Origin of the sequence: Lentibacillus salicampi (assembly GCF_004565465.1) — a bacterium.
Taxonomy (GTDB): Bacteria; Bacillota; Bacilli; order Bacillales; family Amphibacillaceae; genus Lentibacillus; species Lentibacillus salicampi.
The window spans coordinates 1-23,309 of sequence record NZ_SRHY01000013.1; the positions used below are offsets into that span (position 1 = coordinate 1).

A 23,309-nucleotide genomic window follows, 5' to 3' on the forward strand; every position below is an offset into this window, starting at 1 on the left:
TTTAATTGTCTTCCAGTAATTACCATTTATTTACTGGTCTAGTTTCCTATTGCCTTTTTTAAGCAAATCGCACCTTGATAACTAAATATTTATTTATTTTTCACTTGACATCTTACCGCAGGTCTTTCTATGGAAAGTATAGACGAAAAAATATGAGATGGCAATCATTTTCTGATTTGTTTGTTAACGGATCGTTTGCTATACTCATACTAGATAAACGCCTCTGTAAGTCCTCACATATCACAAAGGATGTGCTGAAATGCCACTGAACACACTTGTTAAGGAACAATCCCCGAGTTACTTCAAACAAAAACCCATTATGGAAGACACTCAAAGTTATCAGAAGAAAGCTGGAAAACCCGGCAATATCTTAAAGCGAATACCGCTCGAGCGATTAATGGATTTGAAAGTAGATTATGCTTTCAAGCAGCTGTTCGGCAATGAAAAAAATAAGGAGATCACTGTCGTGTTTTTGAATGCCCTTCTGCAAAAGACCGGCCGGGATCAAATTAAGGATATTTCATTTACAAACACGGAGTCAGGTGGTGAACGTAAAGAAGATAAACAGTCGAGGCTGGATTTGCTGGTCATGACGAATGCCGGGGAACAGATTAATGTGGAAATGCAATTCACCAATGAGTACGATATGATTAAACGCTCAATCTACTATTGGGCGGGGATATATCGCGGCCCGTTTAAACAGAAAATGACGTACAGCGAATTAAGACCAGTCATTGCCATTAACATTCTTAACTTTAATTTATTCACGCATATCGAGCGTTTCCATACAACGTATCATTTATATGAAGATGAGGAACGATTGATGCTGATGGATACGATGGAATTTCACTTTGTCGAAATGTCCCAACTAATCAAAGACTGGAAAGATGACAAATTGGCTCCATGGAATGGTGTGCTCGCTAGGTGGTTGATGTTGCTTGGAATGGTGGACCACAGGAATGATGAAGTTTATGATGATATTTACCGGGAACTGGAGGCGGTGGCTATGAAAGATGAATCACTCGAAGCGCATTCGAATACTGGGAAGAATTGAGTATGACGGAGGACCAATATCTGGCTTATGAAGGCTGTCTGAAACGGATAAAGGATGAGGAAGCTGCAGAACGTGAGAGGGAACTTCGCATAATGGCGTATGATGATTCAGCAGAAACTTATTGGAAATGAAACCTTAAAAGGGGGCTCACATGAAGGCGTTAAAGGTTTTTACCGTATCGATCATGGCTGTGCTCTTTCTAACCGATTGTAGTGAGGATAGTAGAAATCCACTCACAAATACATACGGAAATCCCGCCCCACGTGACTTTTTGGACAGTGATAATGCGGACATTTTCTATTTTGACGGACTCGTTTATTCCAATGCTGAAGATGTTAAATGGGTTCAGGAACTTGAATATGAGCTTGGTGAACCATTTGGTGAAATAACCAGACAAACCGATAAAGCCGTGCTGTTTAAAGATGGGACGGCTAATAAACTGCCTGAAGGTACTGAGGTATATAAAACGGAGACGCCAGCATACATTGCGATTGTCGACGGAAAAGAAATTCCTTATATCAAAATGATTGAAGGCTAAGTGGAATTGTAAAAACGAAGAAACGTGCTTCAGGAGTCAAAATCAGTAAGGAGAGAACTCACATGACAAAGGGAAAGAAAGCCGGCAATCATAAGGAATTGTCACCGGAACAGCGTGAAGAATTATTCAGCGTATTGAAACCCCGATTTGAGACAAACATGAACCGCCATAAAGATCTTGAATGGGCTGAAGTCCAGGCAAAACTGGAAACCAATTCTGAAAAATTGTGGTCGCTCAACGAAATGGAAACAACCGGAGGTGAACCGGATGTTGTTGGTCAGGGTAAAAACACGGGCGAATTGATTTTTTATGATTGTTCAGCGGAAAGTCCTAAAGGCCGCAGAAGTGTTTGTTACGACCGTAAAGGGCTGGAGTCCAGAAAAAAATATAAGCCGGAAAATAACGCCGTTGATATGGCAGCTGCCATGGGCATTGAAATTTTAACGGAAGAACAATACAGGAAGTTTCAGGAACTAGGAAAATTCGATATGAAAACGTCGAGCTGGGTCCAGACGCCCCCGGATATCCGAGAACGTGGTGGTGCCCTTTTTTGTGATTACCGCTACGGACACGTCTTTGTGTATCATAACGGTGCATCCTCTTACTACGGCGCACGGGGGTTCCGCGGCTTGCTAAGGATCTGAATACTGCTATAGCACCACGCTGGTCGTCGTGTTTTTTTGAGGGGCTGTTCTTAAACTCTTAGCCCACCGATGATATGAATATAAGTCCAATTCCATTGATTGAGACTTAAGTGTGAGCGGAGCCTGGACTAAAGAAATGGGTCATGCAGAAAAAACTTTTCCGTTTGGTTTCTGAAACATGCTTATTTATCCTTCCTCCCAAAATAGGCTTTCTCATATCTATAATCGAAACGAAAGTCGAAAAGGGGGCATGAAAATAAAAAATTTTGCCTCTTCGTCTGTCAGCACGTACAATGATGATAATGACTATAATTGAAAGGAAGATTCAGAATGGGGCAGGATATTCAAGGAAAAGTCGCCTATATAACAGGCGCTGGAAGTGGTATCGGCCGGGCAACAGCGCTGGAATTGGCGCGCGAAGGGGTTCATGTCGGATTGATTGCGCGGACGGAAAGCAAATTGAAGGCAGTGGCGGAAGAAGCTGAAGCACAAGGGGTAAAGGCGGTCTATGTTCCCTGTGATATTTCGGAAATGGAAGAGGTTCATCTGGCGGTTGATAAGCTTGAGCAGGATCTGGGACCGGCGGATATTCTTCTCAACAACGCCGGCATCGGTCTGAATGGCAAGTTTTTGGAACTGGAACCGGATGACTGGAAGCATACATTGGAGGTAAATGTTTTCGGTACGTATCATGTGACTCGCGCAGTTTTGCCGCAGATGATTGAGAAAAATCAGGGTGACATTATCATGATCTCTTCCAGCAATGGGCTGAAAGGAACGGCCGGCTCGACGTCGTACAGTGCATCCAAATTCGCTGTGCAGGGGATGGCGGAGGCGCTCATGCAGGAAGTGCGCCCGCACAATATCCGGATCTCCACGCTGAATCCGAGCATGGTCGGGACAAACATGATATTCGGTGATAATCCTAATCAAAACGATAAAGAGAAGTTCATGCAGCCGGAAGATCTGGCTGAATATATGGTGTCCCAGCTGAAATTGCATCCACGTATCTTCATCAAACAATCACTGCAATGGGCGACGAATCCGTTTTAACGAAATTTATTTTCAGGTGTTCCTGGCAAACTGGGGTACGCCCCCGTATTGTAAGTCAGATGCCATTCCGTGGGTGCATAAATGGACCAAAACATGAAACTATCGTGTCCATTTCAATGGTTAAGCTGAACAGCGTCGTGCTCATTGCAACCGTTTGGCATGACATTCGGTGTGATGGTAATGCATCCACTGTGCCAACCAATATGCCGCATGGTTGGATAAGATAAAAAAGAACTCTTTATTGCACATATTATTTAGTCAGTTTAAAGAAAGCCACACAGCCAATCAGGGAAGTACTGAATAGTATCATACCCATCGGTACGGCGGATGCTTCATTAATGCCGGCGAGCGGCGAGAATAGTGCCCCAAGTAACAATGGTAGCATACCAAGGACAGCACTGGCACTCCCGGCACGGTGCCCCTGTTTTTCCATCCCAAGAGTAAAGGTACTTGTGATGGTCATTCCCATGGTGGTCATATAAATAAATATGAGAATTACAATAATGGCGAGCGGGCCCTCAATAATGGTCATGATCAGCAGTATTGACGTTGCACTTACGGCAATGATAACTGCTGCCTTCAGTAAATTTTTTTCATGAATGATGCCGCCGAAACGTCCAATGATGAAACTGCCCGTAATAATGGCCAGTCCATTCATACCAAATAATACACTAAAAACCTGAGGTGAGACCCCGTAGATTTCCTGGTAAATAAATGGCGTACCTGATACATAAGCAAAACTTCCGCCGTGTACAAATCCGACAATGACTGCATAGCCAATAAACGAACGATCCCTCAGCAAACTTCCCATTGTCCGGACGGAGTGCCCGGCAGAACTCGGCATTCGTTTCTCAGATGGCAATGTTTCCTTCAGTTTCGTAGCGACCGTTAACACAATCAGGATTCCCAATATACCTAAGAAAATAAAAATGGTGTGCCAGCTTGCAAACGGCAATAGCAGGATGGTGCCGCCTGCCATGGGAGCGATCATGGGCGCCACCGCATTAATAACCATTAAAAGGGAGAAGAACTTCGTAAGCTCCCGGCCGCTGAACACATCACGGACGATGGCACGAGAAAGAACAACGCCAGCTGAAGCGGTGAATCCCTGCAAAAACCGCGCTGCAATCAAGACAATGATGTTTGGTGCCATCGCACAAAAAAGTGATGCGACGACAAACAGCGAAATCGATAGTAATAAAGGCCTTTTCCTTCCACGAGCATCACTGATAGGCCCAATGACTACCTGACCGATGGCAAGACCGAGCAGACAAGCTGTTAGACTAACTTGTACAAGGGAGGGGCTCGTCTCTAAACTATCGGCAATTCCGGGAAAACTCGGCAAATACATGTCAATGTTAAGCGGCCCCATAATGGCAAGTAAACCCAGAAGTAAAGCAAGTCCGAAGCGTACCTTTCCTGTTGGATTATGATGTATGGATGCTTGTTCTTGTTGGTAAATAAGACACACTCCTAACTTGTTTTATCCTATCCTGCATGGCCTGGCAGCGTATGCATGACCTCTATTCTGTAGACCTGCTCCTTCACTGATTTAAGTATCACTCTATTATAACGGGCATGAAGTGTATTGTGAAGCAACGTGAAGGGGTTTACGGTTTCAAGTACAGTCTGGTGGAAGAGAATATTTGGGCGGCTGGTCATAACTTTGGTTAAGTTGGGCGTAGCAAATATATTTTTGATTCATCGCAACGCCTTCAATTGAATTTTCTTCCCTCCATCCCTTGCCGTCCACTCTTATCAACATACCCCGCCTTCACATGTTTCAGCATTGCAACAATTAAAAAACTGACGATCACCAAGAGCAGCCAGGAGCTGATTTTGCCGATATGGACGACTTCCCATTGCTGACCCTGGTTTGGATACTGCCATGCCCCAAAAAAGGTGGCGATATTTTCAGCAACCCAAATGAAGAAGCCGATCAATATAAATGATAGGGATAGCGGCATGGCGTAACTCCGCTGATTGACTGTGAAGTGAACAATTGTTTTAAAGAAAACAACGAGAACAAGTCCGCCTGCCAGCCAACGAAAATCGTATATGAAGTGATGCGTATAAAAATTGAAATAGATGGCACCGCTGAGCAAAAAGACAAGCCAGGATGATGGCCAGTTCGTAAGTCGCAGATCAAGACGTCGCCACGCCTGGCACATATAGCTTGCGACACTGGCGTACATAAAGCCGCTGTACAAGGGAACGCCAAACACCTTTGTGACTGCTTCTTCGGGATAAGCCCACGACCCCATATGGACCTTATAAAGTTCCAGTGCCAGCCCGATCAGATGGAACACGAAAATAACTTTAACTTCGTCCATTGTCTCAATATTAAATATGACCAGCAGAATCTGTGCAGCCAGGCAAATGATTAAAATGAAGTCATACCGGGCCAATGGTAATTCAATCATTTGCGATATGGCAAGGGTCAGAAAAATAATAGCAGGAAACAGGCAGGACATGGCTTGCTGGTAACCGAAATGGATTAATTGTTTCATTGGAACACCCGTTTTGTTTAAAATATGACATCTGTTCTTTTTAGTTTAATAGATTTTGGTTAAATGTAAATGGAAAAAGGAGGACGCTTCGGTGTGCCAAAAGCAATGAGATTTTACAATGTGAAACTGTGATAGCATCATGCAAAGAATCCTTTGACCAATTCAATGAACCGCATCACAATCGGTGGCAGATAGCGGTTTTTGTCGTAAGCAAGGTAGACGATGCGCGAGATGCTGACGTCATCAATCGTTTTGACAGCACAATTTGTCTGCTTGGAATAGCGGACATAGTTTTCCGGAACGACGGTAATGCCAAGTCCATCCTCCACGAGACTGCAGCCAGTTTCGAACCGTTCGATTTCAAATTGGATGTTCGATTTGACGCCTGATTTACTGAAGGCGTTCAGAATGTCCTGCCGTGTCTGGAATCCCTCTTTACAGACGATAAAATTTTCCCCTCCCAGATCATGAATAGTCAATGAATCTTTCCGGCTCAAATGGTGTTCAGGAGGAATGAGTGCGACGAGATTTTCTTCATAAATCGGTATGGTGTCGATGTCTTTCTGGTGAATGTACTGATTGGTAATGGCGAGATGAATATCAAAGTTGGTTAAGGCCTTTTCCACGTCGCCCAGGCTTAAGGTTTCGAGCAGGCTGACGCGCACATCCGGATATTCCTGCTTGAATCGCGTTAAAATGTCGGATATGAAAAACATGGATGATTCAATCAGGCCGATTGCCAGTTCAAGCGGTCCCTGGTGTTTAAGACGATCCATTTCAAAGGAGACGTGCTCATAATGATGAAGCAGTTTTTGGGCCTCCCGATAAAGAAACCTGCCCTCTGTCGTTATCCGTATTTCGCGTGCTGACCGGTCGATCAGAGTCAGGCCAATTTCCTGTTCGAGCTTTTTAATGGTGGCGCTTAGTGATGGCTGGGAAATGTGCAGCATCCTGGCCGCCCTCGTATATGTCTGTTCATCAGCGAGCGTTGTGAAGTATTTTAATTGGCGTATATCCACGGTTATGTCCACCCCCTTATAGACAAAAACTATCGAAATATAATAAAAGCGTATTAGTCATTATATCATGAATGAATTATAATATTAATTAAAGTTGTTATTTTCTGAAACAGGCAGCACGAATTGGGGTGGTTAATATTTATATGGAAACAGGCGAGGAAGTTTGGTCTGGTAGGGTTGACGATCATGACAATCCGGCGAGTTTTCGCTTTCATCAGGTCGTTCAGTTGATGAATTTGGAGGAATTAGCGGCGAATGAGGGCGACTTTGGTATTGTTGGGTTCGCGAGTGATGAAGGTGTCCGGCGGAATAAAGGACGTCAGGGTGCTGCACAGGCACCTGATGCAATCCGCGGGCAGTTGGCGAAATTACCGTACAATCTGGTCGGCCGGACGGTTGATGCAGGAAACGTATATTGCCAGGGTAACTTACTGGAAGAGGCACAGGCAGAATTGGGTCGCCACGTTGCGGGAATTTTGCAGGCGGGTGTGAAGCCGATCATTCTTGGCGGCGGACATGAGACCTTGTATGGGCATTATCTTGGTGCAAGGGAGCATATCGGGCCTGAGAAAACAATTGGCATTGTGAACATTGACGCGCATTTTGATATGCGGGATGACCCGGAGCCATCGTCGGGTACGATGTTCAGACAGATTTTAGAGGAAGATGATCATGCCGGCTATTTGTGCCTGGGGATTCAGGAGTTCAGCAACACGAAGGCGCTGTTTGAAAATGCCCGGCAATACGGTTGTATGTATATTTTGCAAAAAGATATTGAGCGTCGTGAACTCCGGAATACGCTGGAGACGATTGATGAATTTGCGGAGCGTTATGATTATCTGATCATGACCTTGTGCACGGATTCAATTGCAGCATCAGCGGCACCGGGGGTGAGTGCATCGTCGCCGCTGGGGCTTGATCCGAAAACGGTCCGCGGGCTTTTGACGTATGTTGCGGTGAAACGGAATTTGCTCAGTTTTGATATGTCAGAGGTCAATCCGCTGGTGGATGAAAGTGACAGGACGGTCAGGCTGGCCGCTTATTTAGCGGCAGAAGTGATGCAACATTTTCATGGATAAACTTTGTAAGCGGTTTAATGACTTTTGGAAGGGGAGATGAGAACATGACGGCGAAAACAAATAGGCCAGTAGAGCAATATCACGGGACGGAACTGCATACGAAAGGCTGGCTGCAAGAGGCAGCGCTCAGGATGCTAAACAACAATCTCAATCCGGACGTGGCGGAAAACCCGGATGAACTGGTCGTCTATGGCGGAATCGGGAAAGCTGCCCGGAACTGGGAAAGTTATGAGGCAATTGTCCGGGAACTGAAGCGGCTGGAAAATGACGAGACGCTGCTTGTGCAGTCAGGCAAGCCTGTGGCGGTATTCCGCACGCATAAAGACGCGCCCAAAGTACTCCTCGCTAATTCCAACCTGGTGCCGGCATGGGCAAACTGGGATCATTTCAACGAGCTTGATCGGAAAGGTTTGATGATGTATGGCCAGATGACCGCGGGCAGCTGGATTTATATCGGCAGTCAAGGCATCGTGCAGGGAACGTATGAGACGTTCGCCGAATGCGGGCGCCAGCATTTTGGCGGTAGTCTGCGGGGGACGATTACGCTGACAGCCGGGCTCGGCGGAATGGGCGGTGCACAGCCGCTTGCGGTCACGCTGAGTGATGGTGTCTGCATTGCCGTGGAGGTTGATCAGCACCGGATTAACCGGCGTCTGGAAACGAATTACCTGGATACGCAGGCGGATGATCTGGTACATGCATTAAAGTTGGCACGTGACGCACGTGATGCGGGTCAGCCGCTGTCGATCGGGCTGCTCGGGAATGCCGCGGAGGTTTTGCCGGATATGATTGCTGCTGGATTTATCCCGGATGTTTTGACCGATCAGACTTCCGCTCATGACCCGAAAAATGGCTACATTCCGGTTGATATGACGCTTGAGGAGTCAACGTACTTGCGCAGTCAGGATCCGACACAGTATACGAAGCTGTCACGTACAAGTATTGCACAGCAAGTGGAAGCGATGCTTGCGATGCAGCAGAAGGGTGCGGTCACGTTCGATTATGGCAACAACATTCGTCAGGTTGCCAAAGACGAAGGCGTCGCAAATGCGTTTGATTTTCCTGGCTTTGTACCGGCGTATATCCGGCCGCAGTTTTGTGAGGGCAAAGGGCCGTTCCGCTGGGTGGCTTTATCCGGCGATCCGGAAGACATTTACAAGACAGATGAGGTCATTTTGCGGGAATTCAGCTACAATGAATCACTTTGCAACTGGATCCGCATGGCTCGGGAGAAAATCAGTTTCCAGGGGCTGCCATCAAGGATTTGCTGGCTCGGTTACGGGGAGCGCGCGCGTTTCGGCAAAATCATCAATGACATGGTGGCGAGCGGTGAACTGAAAGCACCCATCGTCATCGGGCGCGATCATCTCGATTCCGGGTCGGTCGCATCGCCAAACCGTGAGACGGAATCCATGAAAGATGGCAGTGATGCGGTCGCGGATTGGCCGCTCCTGAATGCGCTGATTAATAGTGTCGGTGGTGCCAGTTGGGTCAGTGTGCATCATGGCGGAGGTGTCGGCATGGGGTACTCACTGCACGCCGGGATGGTGATTGTTGCGGACGGCACGAAGGATGCTGAAGCCAGGCTGGAACGGGTGCTGACGACCGATCCCGGGATGGGCATCGCCAGGCACGTTGACGCAGGTTATGAACTGGCGGAACAGACGGCACGTGACAAGGGTGTTAAGATTCCGATGCTGGATAAGAAAGATGAGCGGTGAGAAGTCTTTGTTGATATGAAATCTGCAGCGCAGCACTGAGGAGAACGCCAGACTTCATAAGAAAAACGCCAGATTTTAATATGAAATTCATTATAGGTAGGTCAAAAATGCTAAATAACAAGTGGCCGGACGATGAGCATGTGCGCAAGTGATTGAGTAAACAGGAGGAGGCATAACATGACACAAACACGTTTGATCAAAAACGCATCCCAGGTCGTGACGATGGCGGGCCATTCGGAGCGGCCTGCCAAGCGGGAAGCCATGCATGAATTGAACATTATCGAAAATGGCAGTGTGCTTGTACAGGACGGAAAAGTTAAGGCGGTCGGCACACTGTCGGAGCTCGAACAGCAATACAAGGAGGATGTCTTGGTGGCAGAGGTGCTGGATGTCACCGGAAAAACGGTCACACCGGGTCTGATCGATCCACATACCCACCTGGTGCATGCCGGAACCCGGGAAAATGAGTACGCCATGCGGCTGAAAGGCAAGTCATATATGGACATCATGAATGCCGGGGGCGGGATTCATGCGACAACCAAAGCGACCCGGGGAGCCGATTTTGACCAGCTTTACGAAGAATCAAAACAGCGTCTTGATACCTTTTTCCAATATGGCGTGACAACCATTGAAGCCAAAAGCGGCTACGGCCTCTCACTGGAACATGAATTGAAACAGCTTGAGGTCGCAGGGAAATTGAATGAGGATCACGCGATGGATGTTGTTTCCACGTTCATGGGCGCACACGCTGTTCCGGTCGATGAGCGGGATAACCCGGAGCCGTTCGTCAAACGCGTGATCGATGAGATGATTCCGGAAGTGGCACGGCGAAAAATCGCCAAATTCAACGATGTGTTCTGCGAGCGCGGCGTTTTTACACCGGAGCAGTCACGGCGGATTCTGGAGGCAGGCAAGGCACACGGACTTGTTCCGAAAATCCATGCCGATGAAATCGAGTCATATGGCGGTGCCGAGCTGGCTGCAGAAGTCGGCGCTATTTCAGCCGATCATTTATTGAAGGCATCCGATGAAGGTATTCTCAAAATGGCTGCGAACGATGTGATGGGCGTCCTGCTGCCTGGAACGGCATTTTTCCTGATGGCGGAGTTTGCCGATGCGCGGAAAATGATTGATTCAGGCGTGCCCGTCGCCCTGTCCACCGATGCCAATCCAGGTTCATCTCCAACCCTGTCCCTGCAGTTCATCATGAATCTGGGCTGCCTGAAAATGGGCATGACACCTGAAGAGGTTTTAACAGCGGCCACCATCAACGCAGCACATGCGATTGACTGTGCTGACCGGATCGGAAGCCTGGAGGCGGGGAAGCAGGCTGACATTGCCATTTTTGATGTACCGAACCATCTGATGCTGTCGTATAACTATGGGATGAATCATGTTGAAAGTGTGATGAAGAAGGGTGAACTGGTGGTTGGTAAGTAATGATTAAACCTTGGGGAGGGTTTAAAGATGGCAGACCCTAAGCAAGATGTTGCGTTACAAGAGTACAAAAATCATACAAATGGAAAAAATGTATTGAAGTTTTTCTTGTATAGTTTTATCGGAGCTTTTACCTTCTTTATTCCGGTTACCATTAATGGCACTTCAACAATTTTATTGGATCATATGGTGACGTTTGTGGAAGAAAACTTCACAGCGGCAGTACCGTATTATATTCTATTGGTCATCATCTTTGGAGCTGTTTATCCATTCGTCAATAAAACGTGGAATAAAGAACCTGTCACCATGGGGCTTTCAATTTTTAAAGTAATCGGGATGATTGTTGCTTTCATGCTGGTATTTGACTTTGGACCGCCTTGGCTATTTGATCCGGACGTGGGACCATTTCTATTTGATAGTTTGGTTACATCTGTGGGGATTTTGGTTCCGCTTGGTGCCGTCTTTCTGGCATTATTAGTGGGATATGGATTTCTCGAATTTATAGGTGTCTTAGTGCAGCCCATCATGCGGCCTGTTTGGAAAACACCCGGACGTTCCGCTATAGACGCTGTTGCATCATTTGTTGGCAGTTACTCGATAGGACTTCTTATAACAAACAAAGTGTTTAAGGAAGGAAAATATACCGTTAAAGAGGCAACGATCATAGCAACCGGATTCTCTACTGTTTCAGCAACGTTTATGATCGTCGTAGCGAATGCGCTGGGAATAATGGAAATATGGAACACTTATTTTTGGGTAACGTTAATTGTAACATTTAGTGTCACCGCTATTACTGTTAGAATTTGGCCATTAAGCAAAATAAGTGAGGATTATTACGATGGCAAAGGAACACCGGAAGAAGAGGTAAAAGGAAGCCGTCTTAAAGCAGCCTGGGAACAAGGGATGGAAAAAGCAGAAAATTCGCTTCCCTTATTGAAAAATGTGTGGGTGAATTTGAAAGATGGATTCATTATGGCAGCATCCATTTTACCGTCAATCTTATCAGTAGGACTTCTGGGGTTGGTGCTGGCAACATACACGCCTGTTTTCGATATACTTGGCTACATTTTTTATCCATTCACGTGGATAGTACAGATACCTGAGCCACTGCTCGCTGCAAAGGCTGCTGCAGTTGAGATTGCCGAGATGTTCTTACCGTCATTGCTGGTAGTCGAAGCATCATTGGTAACAAAGTTTGTTGTAGCTGTTCTTTCTGTCTCAGCGATTATCTTTTTCTCTGCATTGGTGCCGTGTATCCTGTCTACCGAAATTCCAGTTAGTATTCCGAAACTGATTGTTATCTGGGTTGAAAGGACAATCTTGACGATATTGATTGCAACACCGATTGCGTTTCTGCTGCTATGAGTATGACGCTAAAAGACTTTTAGTATGAAGTATCAATGGCAGATGATACGCAAAGAAGAGCAATAGTTTCACTGAAGCAAAGGCTCCGTGAGTGCTGCCTTTATCAATCCAACCTTTTCCTCTATAATAGATCAATGAACCATCATGGTTGTGTGGTGGTTCTTTTTTGTACATAGAGGGGATGAACGTGTTGAACAGTTGGCGCGCATTTGCGGAGGCAATCGTGGTGGCACTGGCGGGTGTTGCCGTGTTTTCTGTAATAAATATACCGCTCCCGTGGTTGATCGGATCACTCATTGCCGTCGCTGTATGGAGCATCGCGACACAGCGGGAATTATACTGGCCATTTTCGTTCCGGAAAATAGCGATGGTTTTGCTCGGGTATTTAATCGGCACGTCATTTACACAGGACACGCTGATTGAAATGGGGAACCATATCCCGTCCATGATTGCGATCACAATCCTGACCATCGTGTTTGGTATGGTGCTGGGCGATATATTCTCAAAAATCACCGGGCTTGACCGTTCCAGCTGCATGATCGGGAGTATCCCGGGCGGGTTATCGCAAATTATGGTGCTGCTGGATGAAATCAAGGGCTTAAATCCGACGGTGATCATGTTTTTGCAAAGCATGCGCGTGATGGTAATCGTGATTGTTGTCCCGATAGTGGCGGTGTATATATTTGGCGGTGATTCCGGAGCGGTACAATCCGGGATGGGGACCGGGTCTGTCAACTGGGCGAACATGCCGTGGTATACGTATCTGTTATACCCGCTGCTTATGACGGCAGGTGCGTGGCTTTTTGCCCGTTTGCGGATTCCGACTGCTTTGCTGCTTGGGCCGATGGTGCTGACGATCGTCATGACGTTTGCCGGGTACCCCACGCCCGAACTACCGGTTGGGTTTGTTAATCTGGCGCAAATGTTCATTGGTGTGCATATCGGCTTGCAAATGCAGCCGCGGGATCTGCCTGATTGGAAACGGATAATGGCTTATACGGCCGTGACCGTTATCGTCCTGGTTCTGTTCGGGCTTGGGCTTGGCTATGGTCTGGCTATGATATATGAATTGCCTTTTACAACGGCATTGCTGAGCACATCACCAGGCGGCATGGTCGAAATGGGACTGACGGCTGTAGCAGTCGGCGGCGATGTTTCCGTCGTGACCAGCTATCAGCTTTTCCGGCTGCTGGTTATTATGGTGTTTGTGCCGTTTTTCTTTAAATGGCTTGGGAAGCGTCACGCCCGGAGATGATGTCCGTATGACTGGCGCATGCAGTCGTGAAACGATAACATAAAAGATAGATTGAATAGAAAGGAAGATTCATTCTGAAGTTTCTGCGTCCGATTGAAATCATCCTCGCCTTGTGCGTAACGATTCTGCTTGTGTATGATTATTTTCCCGATATCCCGTTTGCGAAGGCTGTTCCATTGGAGCTCTTAATTGTTGTCATGCTCGGACTGTTCATGGTGACCGTTTACCGCAATCGGAAAAAAAGCCCTGATCAGAAAATGACTTTGCAGTCGCAGGTCTTTTTCTTGATTTACATCGTTGGGTTAATGGCCCTGCTGACTGCTCTGGGAGGGGAATCGCAAGTTGGCATTGCGTTTGATAGAGGCATCTTCTGGGCAGCACTGGCGATCGCTATTATGGAGATTTCATTTCAGTGGCGGCGTATGAAGCAGGAGGGGGATTAGGGCGGTGTGACTTGTGCGGGAAGATGGCCAACTCGTGCGAGGAACAGCCCGAACTCGTGCAGGAAGGGCCTCAACTCGTGCGAGAATGCTCCGAACTCGTGCAGGAATAGCCTCAACTCGTGCGGGAACGGTCCAAACTCGTGCAGGAATAGCCTCAACTCGTGCAAGAACGACCCAAACTCGTGCGACAAGCGCCTCAACTCGTGCAGGGATGCCCCAGACTCGTGCGAGAACACCCAAATTCGCGCAACCACCTCCCCAACCCATACGTCAATACCAGTCATGGGCCACCTCCCCTTCGTCTGCAAATTCTGTATTTTCCCTTTTTCCCTCTAAAAACGCAGTCGCTTTCGTGATATACTATCAGAGAAGGGGGAGGAGTAACGTGATTGAACACATCAAACATGCGATACAGGACGATTATCCGGCTGACTTTGCCCATTGTTACGGGTGCGGTCGGCTGAACGAGAGTGGTCACCAATTCCGGACCGGGTGGGAGGGAGATCAGACAGTGACCATCTACACACCGAAGCCGGAGCATACGGCGATACCAGGGTTTGTTTACGGCGGACTGATTGCATCACTTGTTGATTGTCATGGCACAGGCTCGGCATCACTGGCGCTACACCGGAAAAATGGATATGATCCTGGCGATAATGCGGAGGCACCACGGTTTGTAACGGCTTCACTGAACATCGACTTCATTAAACCAACACCACAGGACGTGCCACTGAAAGCTATCGGCACGCCGGAAGAAGTGCACCCGAAAAAATTCAAAATACATACAGAAGTCTATGCAGGTGAGACATTATGTGTCAAAGCTGTGGTAACCGCAGCCGTCATGCCGGCAACATTCACAAAATAAACGACCAAATGAAAAGTAATCCGTAGCTATGTGGGCTTCCTATTTTAAAAGGACAGCCTGCTTTCTGTTGAAAAAATTTCCGATATTGGTATGCTAATAGAATAATAACTACATAAAGAGCGGGAGGTTTCGGAATGAAAGGTAAACATTTTTTTAAGTTAATCCTGGCTTCATTGTTTGCGTTGCTCCTTTTGACGGCATGCGGCGGCAATGACGAAGCGGATGGCAGTGCGGATGACAGTGCAGCAAGCGAGGATAGTGAAGCGGGCGGCAATGAAGAGGCATCTCCAGCAGATGATCAGGAAGATGGCTCGGAGGAGGATGAACCGTCAGAAAGTGACTCATCAGAGGAAGACACATCAGGTGCTGTAGATCCGCAATCAGCATCCGAGGTTGTATCATTTGATCAGGTTAATTGGATTGGCGGCGTACCCGACCGTCAGCCTGAGCCCGGCATTTGGTTCTATACCCAGGATGATCACCCTGAAAAATATGCAGACACATTTAATTGGGATGAAGAGGATGTCCTGCTCTGGCAAATTGGGGATGAGAAGTATAAGGGCTATGATGCCGATACTGGAAAGCTTAAAATCATGGAAGATGACGTGATTAAAATTGTCGTCGAGCTTGAAGAAGACGAAACTGACGATGAACGCGCGCCGAGGAATTACCTGAAAGTGCCTAAGGGCGAACTGGAAGGGAAAAGCTTTATTATTGAAACAGTGGATGGTGAACAGCTATCGGTGAAATAGATAACAAATACGTACGAACAGGCGAACAATCATAACGGGTGGAGAATAATCATGTACACAAAAGAAGAGCTGATGACTGACTTTGAAAACTTTAATCTTTATGTGAAGTCGTTAAAAACAATGGAGGAGATCCAATTCTTTGAACCAATTGCTGAAGGGAAATGGTCTACAGCTGAGATTATCAGTCATATATCATTTTGGGATAAATATATACGTGTAGAAACGTTGCCACAAATGAAACTAAATGCTGACATCGAAAGCATCGAGTTTGAGATACTTAACAAACAAGCTGCAAATTACGCATTATCCGGGATATCTCAGCAGCACTTACTCCATAAACAACTGGAAGCAAGAACACAGCTTGTATCGGATTTAAGGAACAAGAAAGAGGAAGATTGGTTCGCTCCATTTTCACTGAATGGCGAAGAAGTAGATCAGTATTCGGGCTACCCGCATTCCATTTTTAATTATATAGCGGGATTTGTGTGGCATGATAATCATCATAAGCAGCAAATTGACAGGTTTTTGAAGGAAAAAGGTGCGCTGAATAACATATTGTGAAACTGATACCGATTTTAAATCATCGTGAATAATGAAAGAAACAGTGGCGTTTATAAGCCGTACGACCTAGAGTAAAATACTTCTCAGGTTTATTACCAGGAATGCATTCGTGCGGTAAGGTGGGATTATATAGAAAGCAGACTATAGCGATTTGAACATATCGTTATTATAAAATCAGTCAGGGGGAGACCGTAATATGTTCAAACGGTTCTTTATGGTTTTGTTAACCTTACTAATAGCGGTTGCGGCAGTTTTACTGGCAGCTAAACATCCAACGGGTCCCAACACGGTGTCATACGATGAACCAGTTGGTTTGTGGTTATCGATTGGAATGATCATTGTACTTTTTATACCGCCTTTGATTTTATCGCTGTTCAGCAATCGAATCGCACGAATTATATCTGTAGTGTATCAAGCGTTTGTAGTGATGTCATTTTTGGGACTAATACCAATTGGACTTCTTATTCCTGATAGTATTGCGGTAAGTGTCATTGCACTTATAGGGTTTCTGATTAGTATAGCCAGTGTTGTTGTATCCCTAAAAACGAATTCAAATAAAGAAGTCACACGTTGATTCACAAAATCACCGCAAACGGTTGTTAAAAAAAGACAGTCCTGCCCCAGGATGTATGTTGGGGTTTAGGATGTCTGGGCTTCACCCATTGACAACCTATTCATAACAGATATATTATTAAGAAAAGTATCATAGCTTTAAAAGTTGCCAGGTAAAATGAAGGCGCCTTCAATTGGGGGTGCCCGGTAACAATAGGTCCAAAAAAACCTATCATAAAGGAGGAGATCCGGTTGAGTGCTGATGTAGGTGGAATTCAGGACATCATCAGGGAAAGTAAAATTGTGTACCCGGATAAGGAGAGGCAGAAGGCAACGGGGGCAGGGAGCAGTGAAGCTTTTGAAAACTTGTTAAAACGCTCACAGGAGGACCCGGAGGCATTTTGGAATCAGGTTGCCCAGGAACTCCACTGGTTTCAACCGTGGAAAAAAACCATTAGCGGGAGTTTACCGGACTTCGAATTTTTCCAGGGGGGTATCAGTAATCCCTGCTACAATCTATTGGATCGGCATATCGAAAACGGAGCGGGCAATAGAACTGCGCTCATCTGGGAAGGGGAAGACGGGACGACGAGCTTTTATACTTACCGGATGCTGCTTGCGGAAGTGAACCGCTTTTCCAATGTTCTTCAGTCGCTTGGTGTAAAGAAGGGAGATCCTGTCGCCATCTATCTCCCAAATCTGGCTGAGGCGTTCATTGCCATCCTTGCCTGTTTCCGGATAGGGGCTGTTTACAGTACCATTTTCTCCGGTTTTTCCGAACAATCTTTAAAAGACCGGCTGTCCAGTTATGAACCTAAAGTGGTCGTGACGGCTGATGCCAGTCTCCGGCGTGGAAAAATCACGCCGCTTAAAGAAAAAGTTGACCGTGTTATTGACAGCATTTCCAGCGTTGATGCGGTACTTGTTGTTGATCGTTCAGGCACGAATCCATCCATGGAAAAAGGACGGGATTTCTGGTGGCATGAGGAGCGGCAAAGGGCATCAATTCATTTCAAGCCTGTCCCCGTTGAGGCGAATGAACCGGGCATTGTTTTCTACACAAGCGGGACTACCGGGAAACCTAAAGGGGTCGTCCATGCCGGCATGGCCTTCGTAGTGCAAAATTATATGTATGCCAAATATCATATGGATCACCATCCGGATGACGTTTTCTGGTGTACGGCAGATGTCGGCTGGTTAACGATGCACATTTGGGGAGTTGCCGGCTCGTTGGCGAACGGGGTTACCACCGTTGTTTACGAAGGTGCGCCCAACTATCCGGATCAGGATCGTTTTTATCAAATCATTGATAAATATCGGGTGAACAAGTTATTTACGGCACCGACTGCTTTACGTATGCTCCGTAGTCTCGGAGAAAAAGCACTCGAGCCTTATGATCTGACTTGTCTTGATGTTGTTTCGCTGGTCGGCGAACCGTTTGATCCTGAAACATGGCACTGGACACGAGATGTACTTGGCGACGGTAATATTTGTGTCAATAATACATGGGGACAAACAGAGACGGCAGGCTGTCCTCTGGCAGGAGCAGCCTGGTTGACACCAATGAAGCCAGGATCGGCCGGGGTGCAATTTTTGGGTGTTGATGTTGGTATTGTGGATGATGAAGGAAACCCTGTTCCAAGAGGCACACTTGGGAACCTGGTTATCCGAAAGCCATTCCCGATGCTGTGCCGCACACTATGGAAAGAACCTGAGCGTTATTATCAAAAGTATTTCAGCCAGGTGGAAGGAAGTTATTACGCAAGTGACATTGCTCTTGAAGATGAGGATGGATACTTTTGGGTGGTCGGGCGGTCTGATGATGCCTTTAATGTCTCCGGTCACCGTTTGAGTACCATGGAAATCGAGAATGCCGTCCTGGAATGTGATGCCGTATCTGAGGCAGCGGTCATTGGAGCTCCGGATAAAATCAAGGGTGAAGTTCCTGTTGTTTTTGTCACCATCAGGGAAGGATTTTCAACCAGTGAAGATGTAAAAAAACAAATTGAGCAAAGTATTGTAAAAGGGATTGGACAGCTAGCCCGTCCACAGGATATCTTTCTTGTTGAGTCCATGCCAAAAACCGTCAGCGGGAAAATCATGCGGCGGCTTTTAAAAGAGGTGCAGACAAAAGGGAGTGTCGCGAGTGATGTGACCGGCCTTGAAGATCCTGCAGCGATTGACCATGTTCGGGAAGTGGTAACCGAAAGCATGGATTCGAAAATATAGACTTGGTGTGACAGGCAAATTAATTCTGCGACCTGAATGTAGGTGTGTACAAACTAATAATCGTATCCAGTCGCAGAAATACCATTTTTTCCAAGAAGCAGGACCGCGATCATACGGGACTCGGGTAGGGCCGCGAGAGGACTTGATTGTGTATCCCGGAAAAGTGTTATACTTCAAACCGGACCGGCGGGCTGGTCCGGTTTATCATGTATAACCGGCTGTGATATTTTACAGAGGAGTGACGGCTTATGGGAGAATCCGGCATTGGTTTCTGGTTGAAAGCGGGCATAACGGCAGAGAACTGGAAACCCTGGAATTATTCTGCATAATGAGGAAGATGGGACAGGGTTTTAACCGTAAACGTCCGCCATCCCCAAACAACATCAATCTCAGGCATCATCGCCCGAACTACAGAAGGAAGGCAGTATGTTCATGAAAAATAATCGTCAACTTTTAATAATCATGTTAACAGTCATATTCGTTATATTGGCTGCTTGCGATAATTCATCAGAGGAGTCAAATGTCAAAGCAGACAGCGCATCAACGGATAGCAGTCCGACGCAAAATGCAGATGACGGTGCTTCAAACAAAACCTCAACAGAAACGGATAACAATAAAACGGAAAACTCTCAGGAAGATACATACGACAACCAGTCTAACGACCTGAAGGATACTTCTGAAAATGCATCTGCCAATACAAATGAAGGAAAGTCATCAGCCCCCAGTGATGGTAACAGTGAAGTGACTGAAAATCGTAAAGAAGACTATCTTCAGAAACTGAATGAAATGGAAGAAGCAGATAGAAACGCGGAATCTAAAACAACCATTCCGGATATGGAAGAACAAGAGGAAGAAAGATATAAAAAATGGGATGTGGAGCTGAATAAAATATACGCCGTGTTGAAGGAGCAGCTCAGTGCGGACCAGATGAATGATTTGAAAGAAGAACAACGGGATTGGGTAGAACATAGAGACGAAGCTGCTAAAGAAGCATCGCTGGAATATGAAGGCGGTTCAACAGAATCATTGGAATATGTGGCCACGCAGGCAAGTCTTACAAGAGAAAGATGCTATGCGTTAGTTGCAAAATATATGAAGTAAGCTTTCAAAGCTAACACATCATTCATTTTCTTTTTGGAAGTAAAGTTTTACTATGAAAGTGTAGTTGAGTTCCTTAGGGGCTTGGATCGGCATGAGAGACATTAGTCTTGAGCCGATTCAAACGTTCTTTTATTCCTGGCCACGTAACTTTTTCATCGCATTTTGGGGTGAAGCTTTGATTGCCCAGCCAATAGCAAGATTTGCCATGAAAAAATTGCATGCGAGCCAGGCAAATAAAGCAGCGAGTGCATAACAGTAGATTCCATGTATGTTTGTTTGCCATAGGGAATTCCTTAAAATAATGAAAGCCTCGTTAGTCAATTGGTTTAAAAAAGAACAGAAGAAGGAAGAGCGCAATCATTCTTCCTTCTTCTTTTTCTTTCGCCTTTTCATTTCTTCCCTGACCTTTTCATTCATCTCGCGGCTGATGCCGACCGTACTTTCCACTTCCAGGACAAAGGCAATCCCTTTCCCCGGCTTTCTTAACTCAGCATCTTCATTAATGGTTTTTAATACTTCCTGGGTCTTTCCTTTGTCGATGAGTGTTAATACCACTTCTTTTTCAGGTTCGATCATAATGTTGAACAGTTTCGCCTTTTCATGAACGCCGGTCCCGCGGCCATGCAGGATGGTTCCGCCTTCTGCTCCGGCTTTTCGGGTGGCATCCACTACTTTTTCCGAATCGCCGCGATTGACAATGGTAATGATCAAATCATACAGGATATCCTGATCCTCTGCCATGATATCAACACCCTCCTCATCTGTTGCATCGCCTTCTTCCCCATTCCATCCGAGCAAATGGTTAATTCCAGCAATTTTTTTCGTATCGATTACAAATCCGATTCCCTGCCTTGGCTTATTCAACTGAACGGAATCGATGATGGCATGTTTGACATCATCGAAAATCTCATCAGATACGAGTGTCAGTATGACGGCTCTTTCCCGTTCCACCGGTATGCCCAGAATCCGCATTTTTTCATTAAGCCGTAATCCCTCGCCGAGCAGCGTGGTTCCGCCTTGAGCGCCGGCGTTACGAGAAGCCTGAACAACTTTTTTGGCCCGATCTTTTTTAACGATCGTGATAATGAGCTTTTGCCCCTGAATCGTCACTGACATACTGACTTTTCTCCTTTCTGCTGTACAGAATACCAAGCGTTAGCACTGATAATATCGGAGCCAGTGCCACCATGGCAACCATTCCGAATCCATCAAGCAGCGGGTCCCGTCCGTCAATCTGTCCGGCAATACCGGTGAACATGGCCAGTATAAATGTTGCCGTCATGGGACCGGTGGAAACCCCGCCGGAGTCGAATGCGATAGTCGTAAACGTCTTAGGTGAATAGCGTATCATTACAAATGCTATTATATAACCTGGAATGATAAAATACCATAGGGAAAAGCCATAAATTAACCGTACCATGGAAAGTGCGACCGAAATTCCGACACCAATAGATAGGGTGTACAGCAGAACTTTTTCCGGGATATAACCACCGGATACCTTTTCAGCCTGTTCGGTCATGACGGCGACAGCCGGTTCAGCGTAGATGGCAAAAAAGCCAATTATAAAACCAATGGGTATCAAGAGCCATTTATACGATAAATCGCCAAGAACATGGCCCATTTGTTCTCCGAAAGGCATGAATCCAATATGCACGCCCTGCAGGAAAAAGGTAAGTCCTAAAAAGGCTAGAATAAATCCAATGCTGATATCGAGTAATTTCCGCGCGGGCAATTTTAAAAAGACAAAGTGAAAAACGGCGAATAGGATGGCCAGAGGAAGGAGTGCGATGGCGACTTCCTGCATAGTCTGGCCAAAACCTTCGAATATGTGCAGGTTCATCCGTAAATCACCCCCAGAATCAGCACGGATAAAATAGGGCCGATGGAAGCTAGACCGACAAGTCCGAATCCGTCACTTGAAGCAGTCTTACCTCTAATAACCGTGGCGACACCAACACCTAATGCCAATATGAACGGAACTGTCAATGGCCCGGTTGTTACGCCACCTGCATCGAAAGAAATCGGCACGAAATTGGATGGCGCAAAAGCAGCCACTAAGAAGACGAGCGCATAGCCGCCTGCCAGCAAATAAACAATGCTGACGTTAAACACGATACGCAACATGGCCAATGCGACGAAAATCCCAACGCCAAGTGCGACTGACATGATCAGTATACTTTGAGGAATAGCGCCGCCTGACACACTGTCAATTTGCGAGGACAGAACACGGACATCAGGTTCGGCAAACGTTACAACCATACCAAGCAAAAATCCGAACAGGACAATGATCCAGATTTTTTTTGTCTTGGATAACGCTGACCCGACCATTTCGCCGACCGGAACGAGCCCAACATTGACGCCCAGCAGAAAAAGGATGAGGCCGATCCCCACAAACAAAACGCCAATCAGGAATTGCACAAATGCCTCCATCGGCAGCCATATAATGGTGAATTGCAATACGGTTATGACAATGGCAATCGGTAAAATTGAATAAATAACTTCTAATACAGTGTCTTTAATATTGTCCATAGAAAGCCCCCAAGATGTGGTTCGTGATTTGCTGTTAACGAAGAAACGTATATTATTGGAGAATAAAGCAAAAAGAGGATATATACGCATAGGTTTAATGTTAATTATACCATTATGTAGAAATAATCAGAAATGATAAGTATCAGCTTTCTCACTTCGGGATGGGTGGAAACGTTAATAAGTCAAGGCTTCAAGCGGTGGAGAAAGTTAGATAACGTGCTTTATGTGATAAGAACCCCCCATAGTCAAAAGATGATTTTGATACCACAAGAATTGGATTGGAACTCAGTAATTACGATAGGAAACGATTTAATCTTGAAGAAGGTTGTGTTGGAAGCGGTTTGTGAATTGAAAGTTATTAAAAGTGCGTGTTCAAAAGGGAGGATGAAAAGGACCGAGAATTTCGAGGCAGCGCAGTTTTGAGCAGCGGGCTTCTTGTGTGATGTGGTGAGTTCTGCGTTGGCGATTGACGTGGGCGTTTTTAGCAGAAGATCCTCTATCGATGTGTCATTTTCACCGGGATTTTGAACAATCTCTAAAACACAAACCACCAAAGAAATTCATTGATGGTTTGTCTGTGTATCAATAGGGGATAGGTGTTT

The 23,309-nt window shown here is 46.1% G+C and carries 24 protein-coding genes; 18 read left to right on the top strand and 6 right to left on the bottom strand.

Annotation, left to right across the window (positions count from 1 at the left end; translation table 11 throughout):
- Positions 1–259 precede the first annotated feature (259 nt).
- From E4U82_RS09450 to E4U82_RS09465, 5 genes are all read left to right on the top strand, one after another.
- On the top strand, positions 260–1,054 hold the full coding sequence (locus tag E4U82_RS09450; protein ID WP_245183550.1) for an Rpn family recombination-promoting nuclease/putative transposase: 795 nt from the start codon (positions 260–262) through the stop codon (positions 1,052–1,054).
- 2 nt (positions 1,055–1,056) lie between these two features.
- Entirely contained in the window at positions 1,057–1,185 is a 129-nt protein-coding gene (locus E4U82_RS20465) for a hypothetical protein (protein WP_280688633.1), read from the top strand.
- A 20-nt stretch (positions 1,186–1,205) separates the two neighbouring features.
- The gene (locus tag E4U82_RS09455) at positions 1,206–1,592 is read left to right on the top strand and encodes a hypothetical protein (RefSeq protein ID WP_245183551.1); all 387 of its coding nucleotides are present in this window, start codon (positions 1,206–1,208) and stop codon (positions 1,590–1,592) included.
- 62 nt (positions 1,593–1,654) lie between these two features.
- Complete coding sequence (locus tag E4U82_RS09460) at positions 1,655–2,236, top strand: DUF4256 domain-containing protein (protein WP_135109955.1); 582 nt, start codon at positions 1,655–1,657, stop codon at positions 2,234–2,236.
- 330 nt (positions 2,237–2,566) lie between these two features.
- On the top strand, positions 2,567–3,289 hold the full coding sequence (locus tag E4U82_RS09465; RefSeq protein ID WP_135109956.1) for a 3-ketoacyl-ACP reductase: 723 nt from the start codon (positions 2,567–2,569) through the stop codon (positions 3,287–3,289).
- A 250-nt stretch (positions 3,290–3,539) separates the two neighbouring features.
- Here the strand turns inward: E4U82_RS09465 and E4U82_RS09470 are convergent, their stop codons facing one another.
- The 3 genes from E4U82_RS09470 to E4U82_RS09480 all read right to left on the bottom strand — a co-directional run bounded on the left by E4U82_RS09470 (position 3,540) and on the right by E4U82_RS09480 (position 6,818).
- Positions 3,540–4,727 carry a Bcr/CflA family efflux MFS transporter gene (locus E4U82_RS09470; protein ID WP_135110013.1) on the bottom strand — a complete coding sequence of 396 codons (1,188 nt, stop codon included), beginning with the start codon at positions 4,725–4,727 and terminating at the stop codon, positions 3,540–3,542.
- 277 nt (positions 4,728–5,004) lie between these two features.
- Positions 5,005–5,799: a DUF817 domain-containing protein gene (locus tag E4U82_RS09475; protein WP_135109957.1), complete on the bottom strand. Its 795-nt coding sequence runs from the start codon at positions 5,797–5,799 to the stop codon at positions 5,005–5,007.
- Positions 5,800–5,936: 137 nt separating this feature from the next.
- Complete coding sequence (locus E4U82_RS09480) at positions 5,937–6,818, bottom strand: LysR family transcriptional regulator (protein ID WP_135109958.1); 882 nt, start codon at positions 6,816–6,818, stop codon at positions 5,937–5,939.
- 143 nt (positions 6,819–6,961) lie between these two features.
- On the opposite strand from E4U82_RS09480, the gene hutG reads away from it, so the two are divergent.
- From hutG to E4U82_RS09545, 13 genes are all read left to right on the top strand, one after another.
- Positions 6,962–7,897, top strand: coding sequence for a formimidoylglutamase (hutG, locus tag E4U82_RS09485; protein WP_135109959.1), 936 nt, complete (start codon positions 6,962–6,964; stop codon positions 7,895–7,897).
- A 44-nt stretch (positions 7,898–7,941) separates the two neighbouring features.
- The gene (hutU, locus tag E4U82_RS09490) at positions 7,942–9,618 is read left to right on the top strand and encodes a urocanate hydratase (RefSeq protein ID WP_135109960.1); all 1,677 of its coding nucleotides are present in this window, start codon (positions 7,942–7,944) and stop codon (positions 9,616–9,618) included.
- A 177-nt stretch (positions 9,619–9,795) separates the two neighbouring features.
- Positions 9,796–11,058, top strand: a complete 1,263-nt coding sequence (gene hutI / locus E4U82_RS09495) for an imidazolonepropionase (protein WP_135109961.1) — start codon at positions 9,796–9,798, stop codon at positions 11,056–11,058.
- Positions 11,059–11,085: 27 nt separating this feature from the next.
- Positions 11,086–12,420 carry a YjiH family protein gene (locus tag E4U82_RS09500; protein ID WP_135109962.1) on the top strand — a complete coding sequence of 445 codons (1,335 nt, stop codon included), beginning with the start codon at positions 11,086–11,088 and terminating at the stop codon, positions 12,418–12,420.
- Positions 12,421–12,610: 190 nt separating this feature from the next.
- Complete coding sequence (locus tag E4U82_RS09505) at positions 12,611–13,675, top strand: AbrB family transcriptional regulator (RefSeq protein WP_167751371.1); 1,065 nt, start codon at positions 12,611–12,613, stop codon at positions 13,673–13,675.
- A gap of 110 nt (positions 13,676–13,785) precedes the next feature.
- Entirely contained in the window at positions 13,786–14,118 is a 333-nt protein-coding gene (locus E4U82_RS09510) for a hypothetical protein (RefSeq protein ID WP_135109964.1), read from the top strand.
- 385 nt (positions 14,119–14,503) lie between these two features.
- Positions 14,504–14,983 (top strand): PaaI family thioesterase, encoded by a 480-nt coding sequence (locus E4U82_RS09515; RefSeq protein ID WP_135109965.1) that lies wholly within the window; start codon positions 14,504–14,506, stop codon positions 14,981–14,983.
- Positions 14,984–15,117: 134 nt separating this feature from the next.
- Positions 15,118–15,735, top strand: coding sequence for a hypothetical protein (locus E4U82_RS09520; protein WP_135109966.1), 618 nt, complete (start codon positions 15,118–15,120; stop codon positions 15,733–15,735).
- A gap of 51 nt (positions 15,736–15,786) precedes the next feature.
- Entirely contained in the window at positions 15,787–16,296 is a 510-nt protein-coding gene (locus tag E4U82_RS09525) for a DinB family protein (RefSeq protein ID WP_135109967.1), read from the top strand.
- A gap of 196 nt (positions 16,297–16,492) precedes the next feature.
- Entirely contained in the window at positions 16,493–16,870 is a 378-nt protein-coding gene (locus E4U82_RS09530) for a hypothetical protein (protein WP_135109968.1), read from the top strand.
- Positions 16,871–17,100: 230 nt separating this feature from the next.
- Complete coding sequence (locus tag E4U82_RS09535) at positions 17,101–19,077, top strand: acetate--CoA ligase (RefSeq protein ID WP_209300555.1); 1,977 nt, start codon at positions 17,101–17,103, stop codon at positions 19,075–19,077.
- A 432-nt stretch (positions 19,078–19,509) separates the two neighbouring features.
- Positions 19,510–20,178 (top strand): lysozyme inhibitor LprI family protein, encoded by a 669-nt coding sequence (locus E4U82_RS09540; protein WP_135109969.1) that lies wholly within the window; start codon positions 19,510–19,512, stop codon positions 20,176–20,178.
- 91 nt (positions 20,179–20,269) lie between these two features.
- On the top strand, positions 20,270–20,431 hold the full coding sequence (locus E4U82_RS09545; RefSeq protein ID WP_209300556.1) for a hypothetical protein: 162 nt from the start codon (positions 20,270–20,272) through the stop codon (positions 20,429–20,431).
- 104 nt (positions 20,432–20,535) lie between these two features.
- Here E4U82_RS09545 and E4U82_RS09550 read toward each other — a convergent pair whose 3' ends face one another.
- From E4U82_RS09550 to E4U82_RS09560, 3 genes are read right to left on the bottom strand one after another with little or no spacing between them, the layout of a single operon-like run.
- Positions 20,536–21,294 (bottom strand): P-II family nitrogen regulator, encoded by a 759-nt coding sequence (locus E4U82_RS09550; protein ID WP_135109970.1) that lies wholly within the window; start codon positions 21,292–21,294, stop codon positions 20,536–20,538.
- The gene (locus E4U82_RS09555; protein ID WP_135109971.1) at positions 21,248–22,018 is read right to left on the bottom strand and encodes a DUF1538 domain-containing protein; all 771 of its coding nucleotides are present in this window, start codon (positions 22,016–22,018) and stop codon (positions 21,248–21,250) included. The genes E4U82_RS09550 and E4U82_RS09555 overlap by 47 nt, the downstream gene beginning before the upstream one ends.
- Positions 22,015–22,707: a DUF1538 domain-containing protein gene (locus tag E4U82_RS09560; protein WP_135109972.1), complete on the bottom strand. Its 693-nt coding sequence runs from the start codon at positions 22,705–22,707 to the stop codon at positions 22,015–22,017. Before E4U82_RS09560 ends, E4U82_RS09555 begins: the two co-directional genes overlap by 4 nt.
- Between the last annotated feature and the right edge of the window lie 602 nt (positions 22,708–23,309).

What these genes read in the sequence shown, in the direction of transcription:
- E4U82_RS09450 (WP_245183550.1), top strand. Translation starts at nt 260, where the DNA reads ATGCCACTGAACACACTTGTTAAGGAACAATCCCCGAGTTACTTCAAA.
- E4U82_RS20465 (WP_280688633.1), top strand. Translation starts at nt 1,057, where the DNA reads ATGACGGAGGACCAATATCTGGCTTATGAAGGCTGTCTGAAACGGATA.
- E4U82_RS09455 (WP_245183551.1), top strand. Translation starts at nt 1,206, where the DNA reads ATGAAGGCGTTAAAGGTTTTTACCGTATCGATCATGGCTGTGCTCTTT.
- E4U82_RS09460 (WP_135109955.1), top strand. Translation starts at nt 1,655, where the DNA reads ATGACAAAGGGAAAGAAAGCCGGCAATCATAAGGAATTGTCACCGGAA.
- E4U82_RS09465 (WP_135109956.1), top strand. Translation starts at nt 2,567, where the DNA reads ATGGGGCAGGATATTCAAGGAAAAGTCGCCTATATAACAGGCGCTGGA.
- E4U82_RS09475 (WP_135109957.1), bottom strand. Translation starts at nt 5,799, where the DNA reads ATGAAACAATTAATCCATTTCGGTTACCAGCAAGCCATGTCCTGCCTG.
- hutG (WP_135109959.1), top strand. Translation starts at nt 6,962, where the DNA reads ATGGAAACAGGCGAGGAAGTTTGGTCTGGTAGGGTTGACGATCATGAC.
- hutU (WP_135109960.1), top strand. Translation starts at nt 7,942, where the DNA reads ATGACGGCGAAAACAAATAGGCCAGTAGAGCAATATCACGGGACGGAA.
- hutI (WP_135109961.1), top strand. Translation starts at nt 9,796, where the DNA reads ATGACACAAACACGTTTGATCAAAAACGCATCCCAGGTCGTGACGATG.
- E4U82_RS09500 (WP_135109962.1), top strand. Translation starts at nt 11,086, where the DNA reads ATGGCAGACCCTAAGCAAGATGTTGCGTTACAAGAGTACAAAAATCAT.
- E4U82_RS09520 (WP_135109966.1), top strand. Translation starts at nt 15,118, where the DNA reads ATGAAAGGTAAACATTTTTTTAAGTTAATCCTGGCTTCATTGTTTGCG.
- E4U82_RS09525 (WP_135109967.1), top strand. Translation starts at nt 15,787, where the DNA reads ATGTACACAAAAGAAGAGCTGATGACTGACTTTGAAAACTTTAATCTT.
- E4U82_RS09530 (WP_135109968.1), top strand. Translation starts at nt 16,493, where the DNA reads ATGTTCAAACGGTTCTTTATGGTTTTGTTAACCTTACTAATAGCGGTT.
- E4U82_RS09540 (WP_135109969.1), top strand. Translation starts at nt 19,510, where the DNA reads ATGAAAAATAATCGTCAACTTTTAATAATCATGTTAACAGTCATATTC.
- E4U82_RS09545 (WP_209300556.1), top strand. Translation starts at nt 20,270, where the DNA reads ATGAGAGACATTAGTCTTGAGCCGATTCAAACGTTCTTTTATTCCTGG.
- E4U82_RS09550 (WP_135109970.1), bottom strand. Translation starts at nt 21,294, where the DNA reads ATGTCAGTGACGATTCAGGGGCAAAAGCTCATTATCACGATCGTTAAA.
- E4U82_RS09555 (WP_135109971.1), bottom strand. Translation starts at nt 22,018, where the DNA reads ATGAACCTGCACATATTCGAAGGTTTTGGCCAGACTATGCAGGAAGTC.
- E4U82_RS09560 (WP_135109972.1), bottom strand. Translation starts at nt 22,707, where the DNA reads ATGGACAATATTAAAGACACTGTATTAGAAGTTATTTATTCAATTTTA.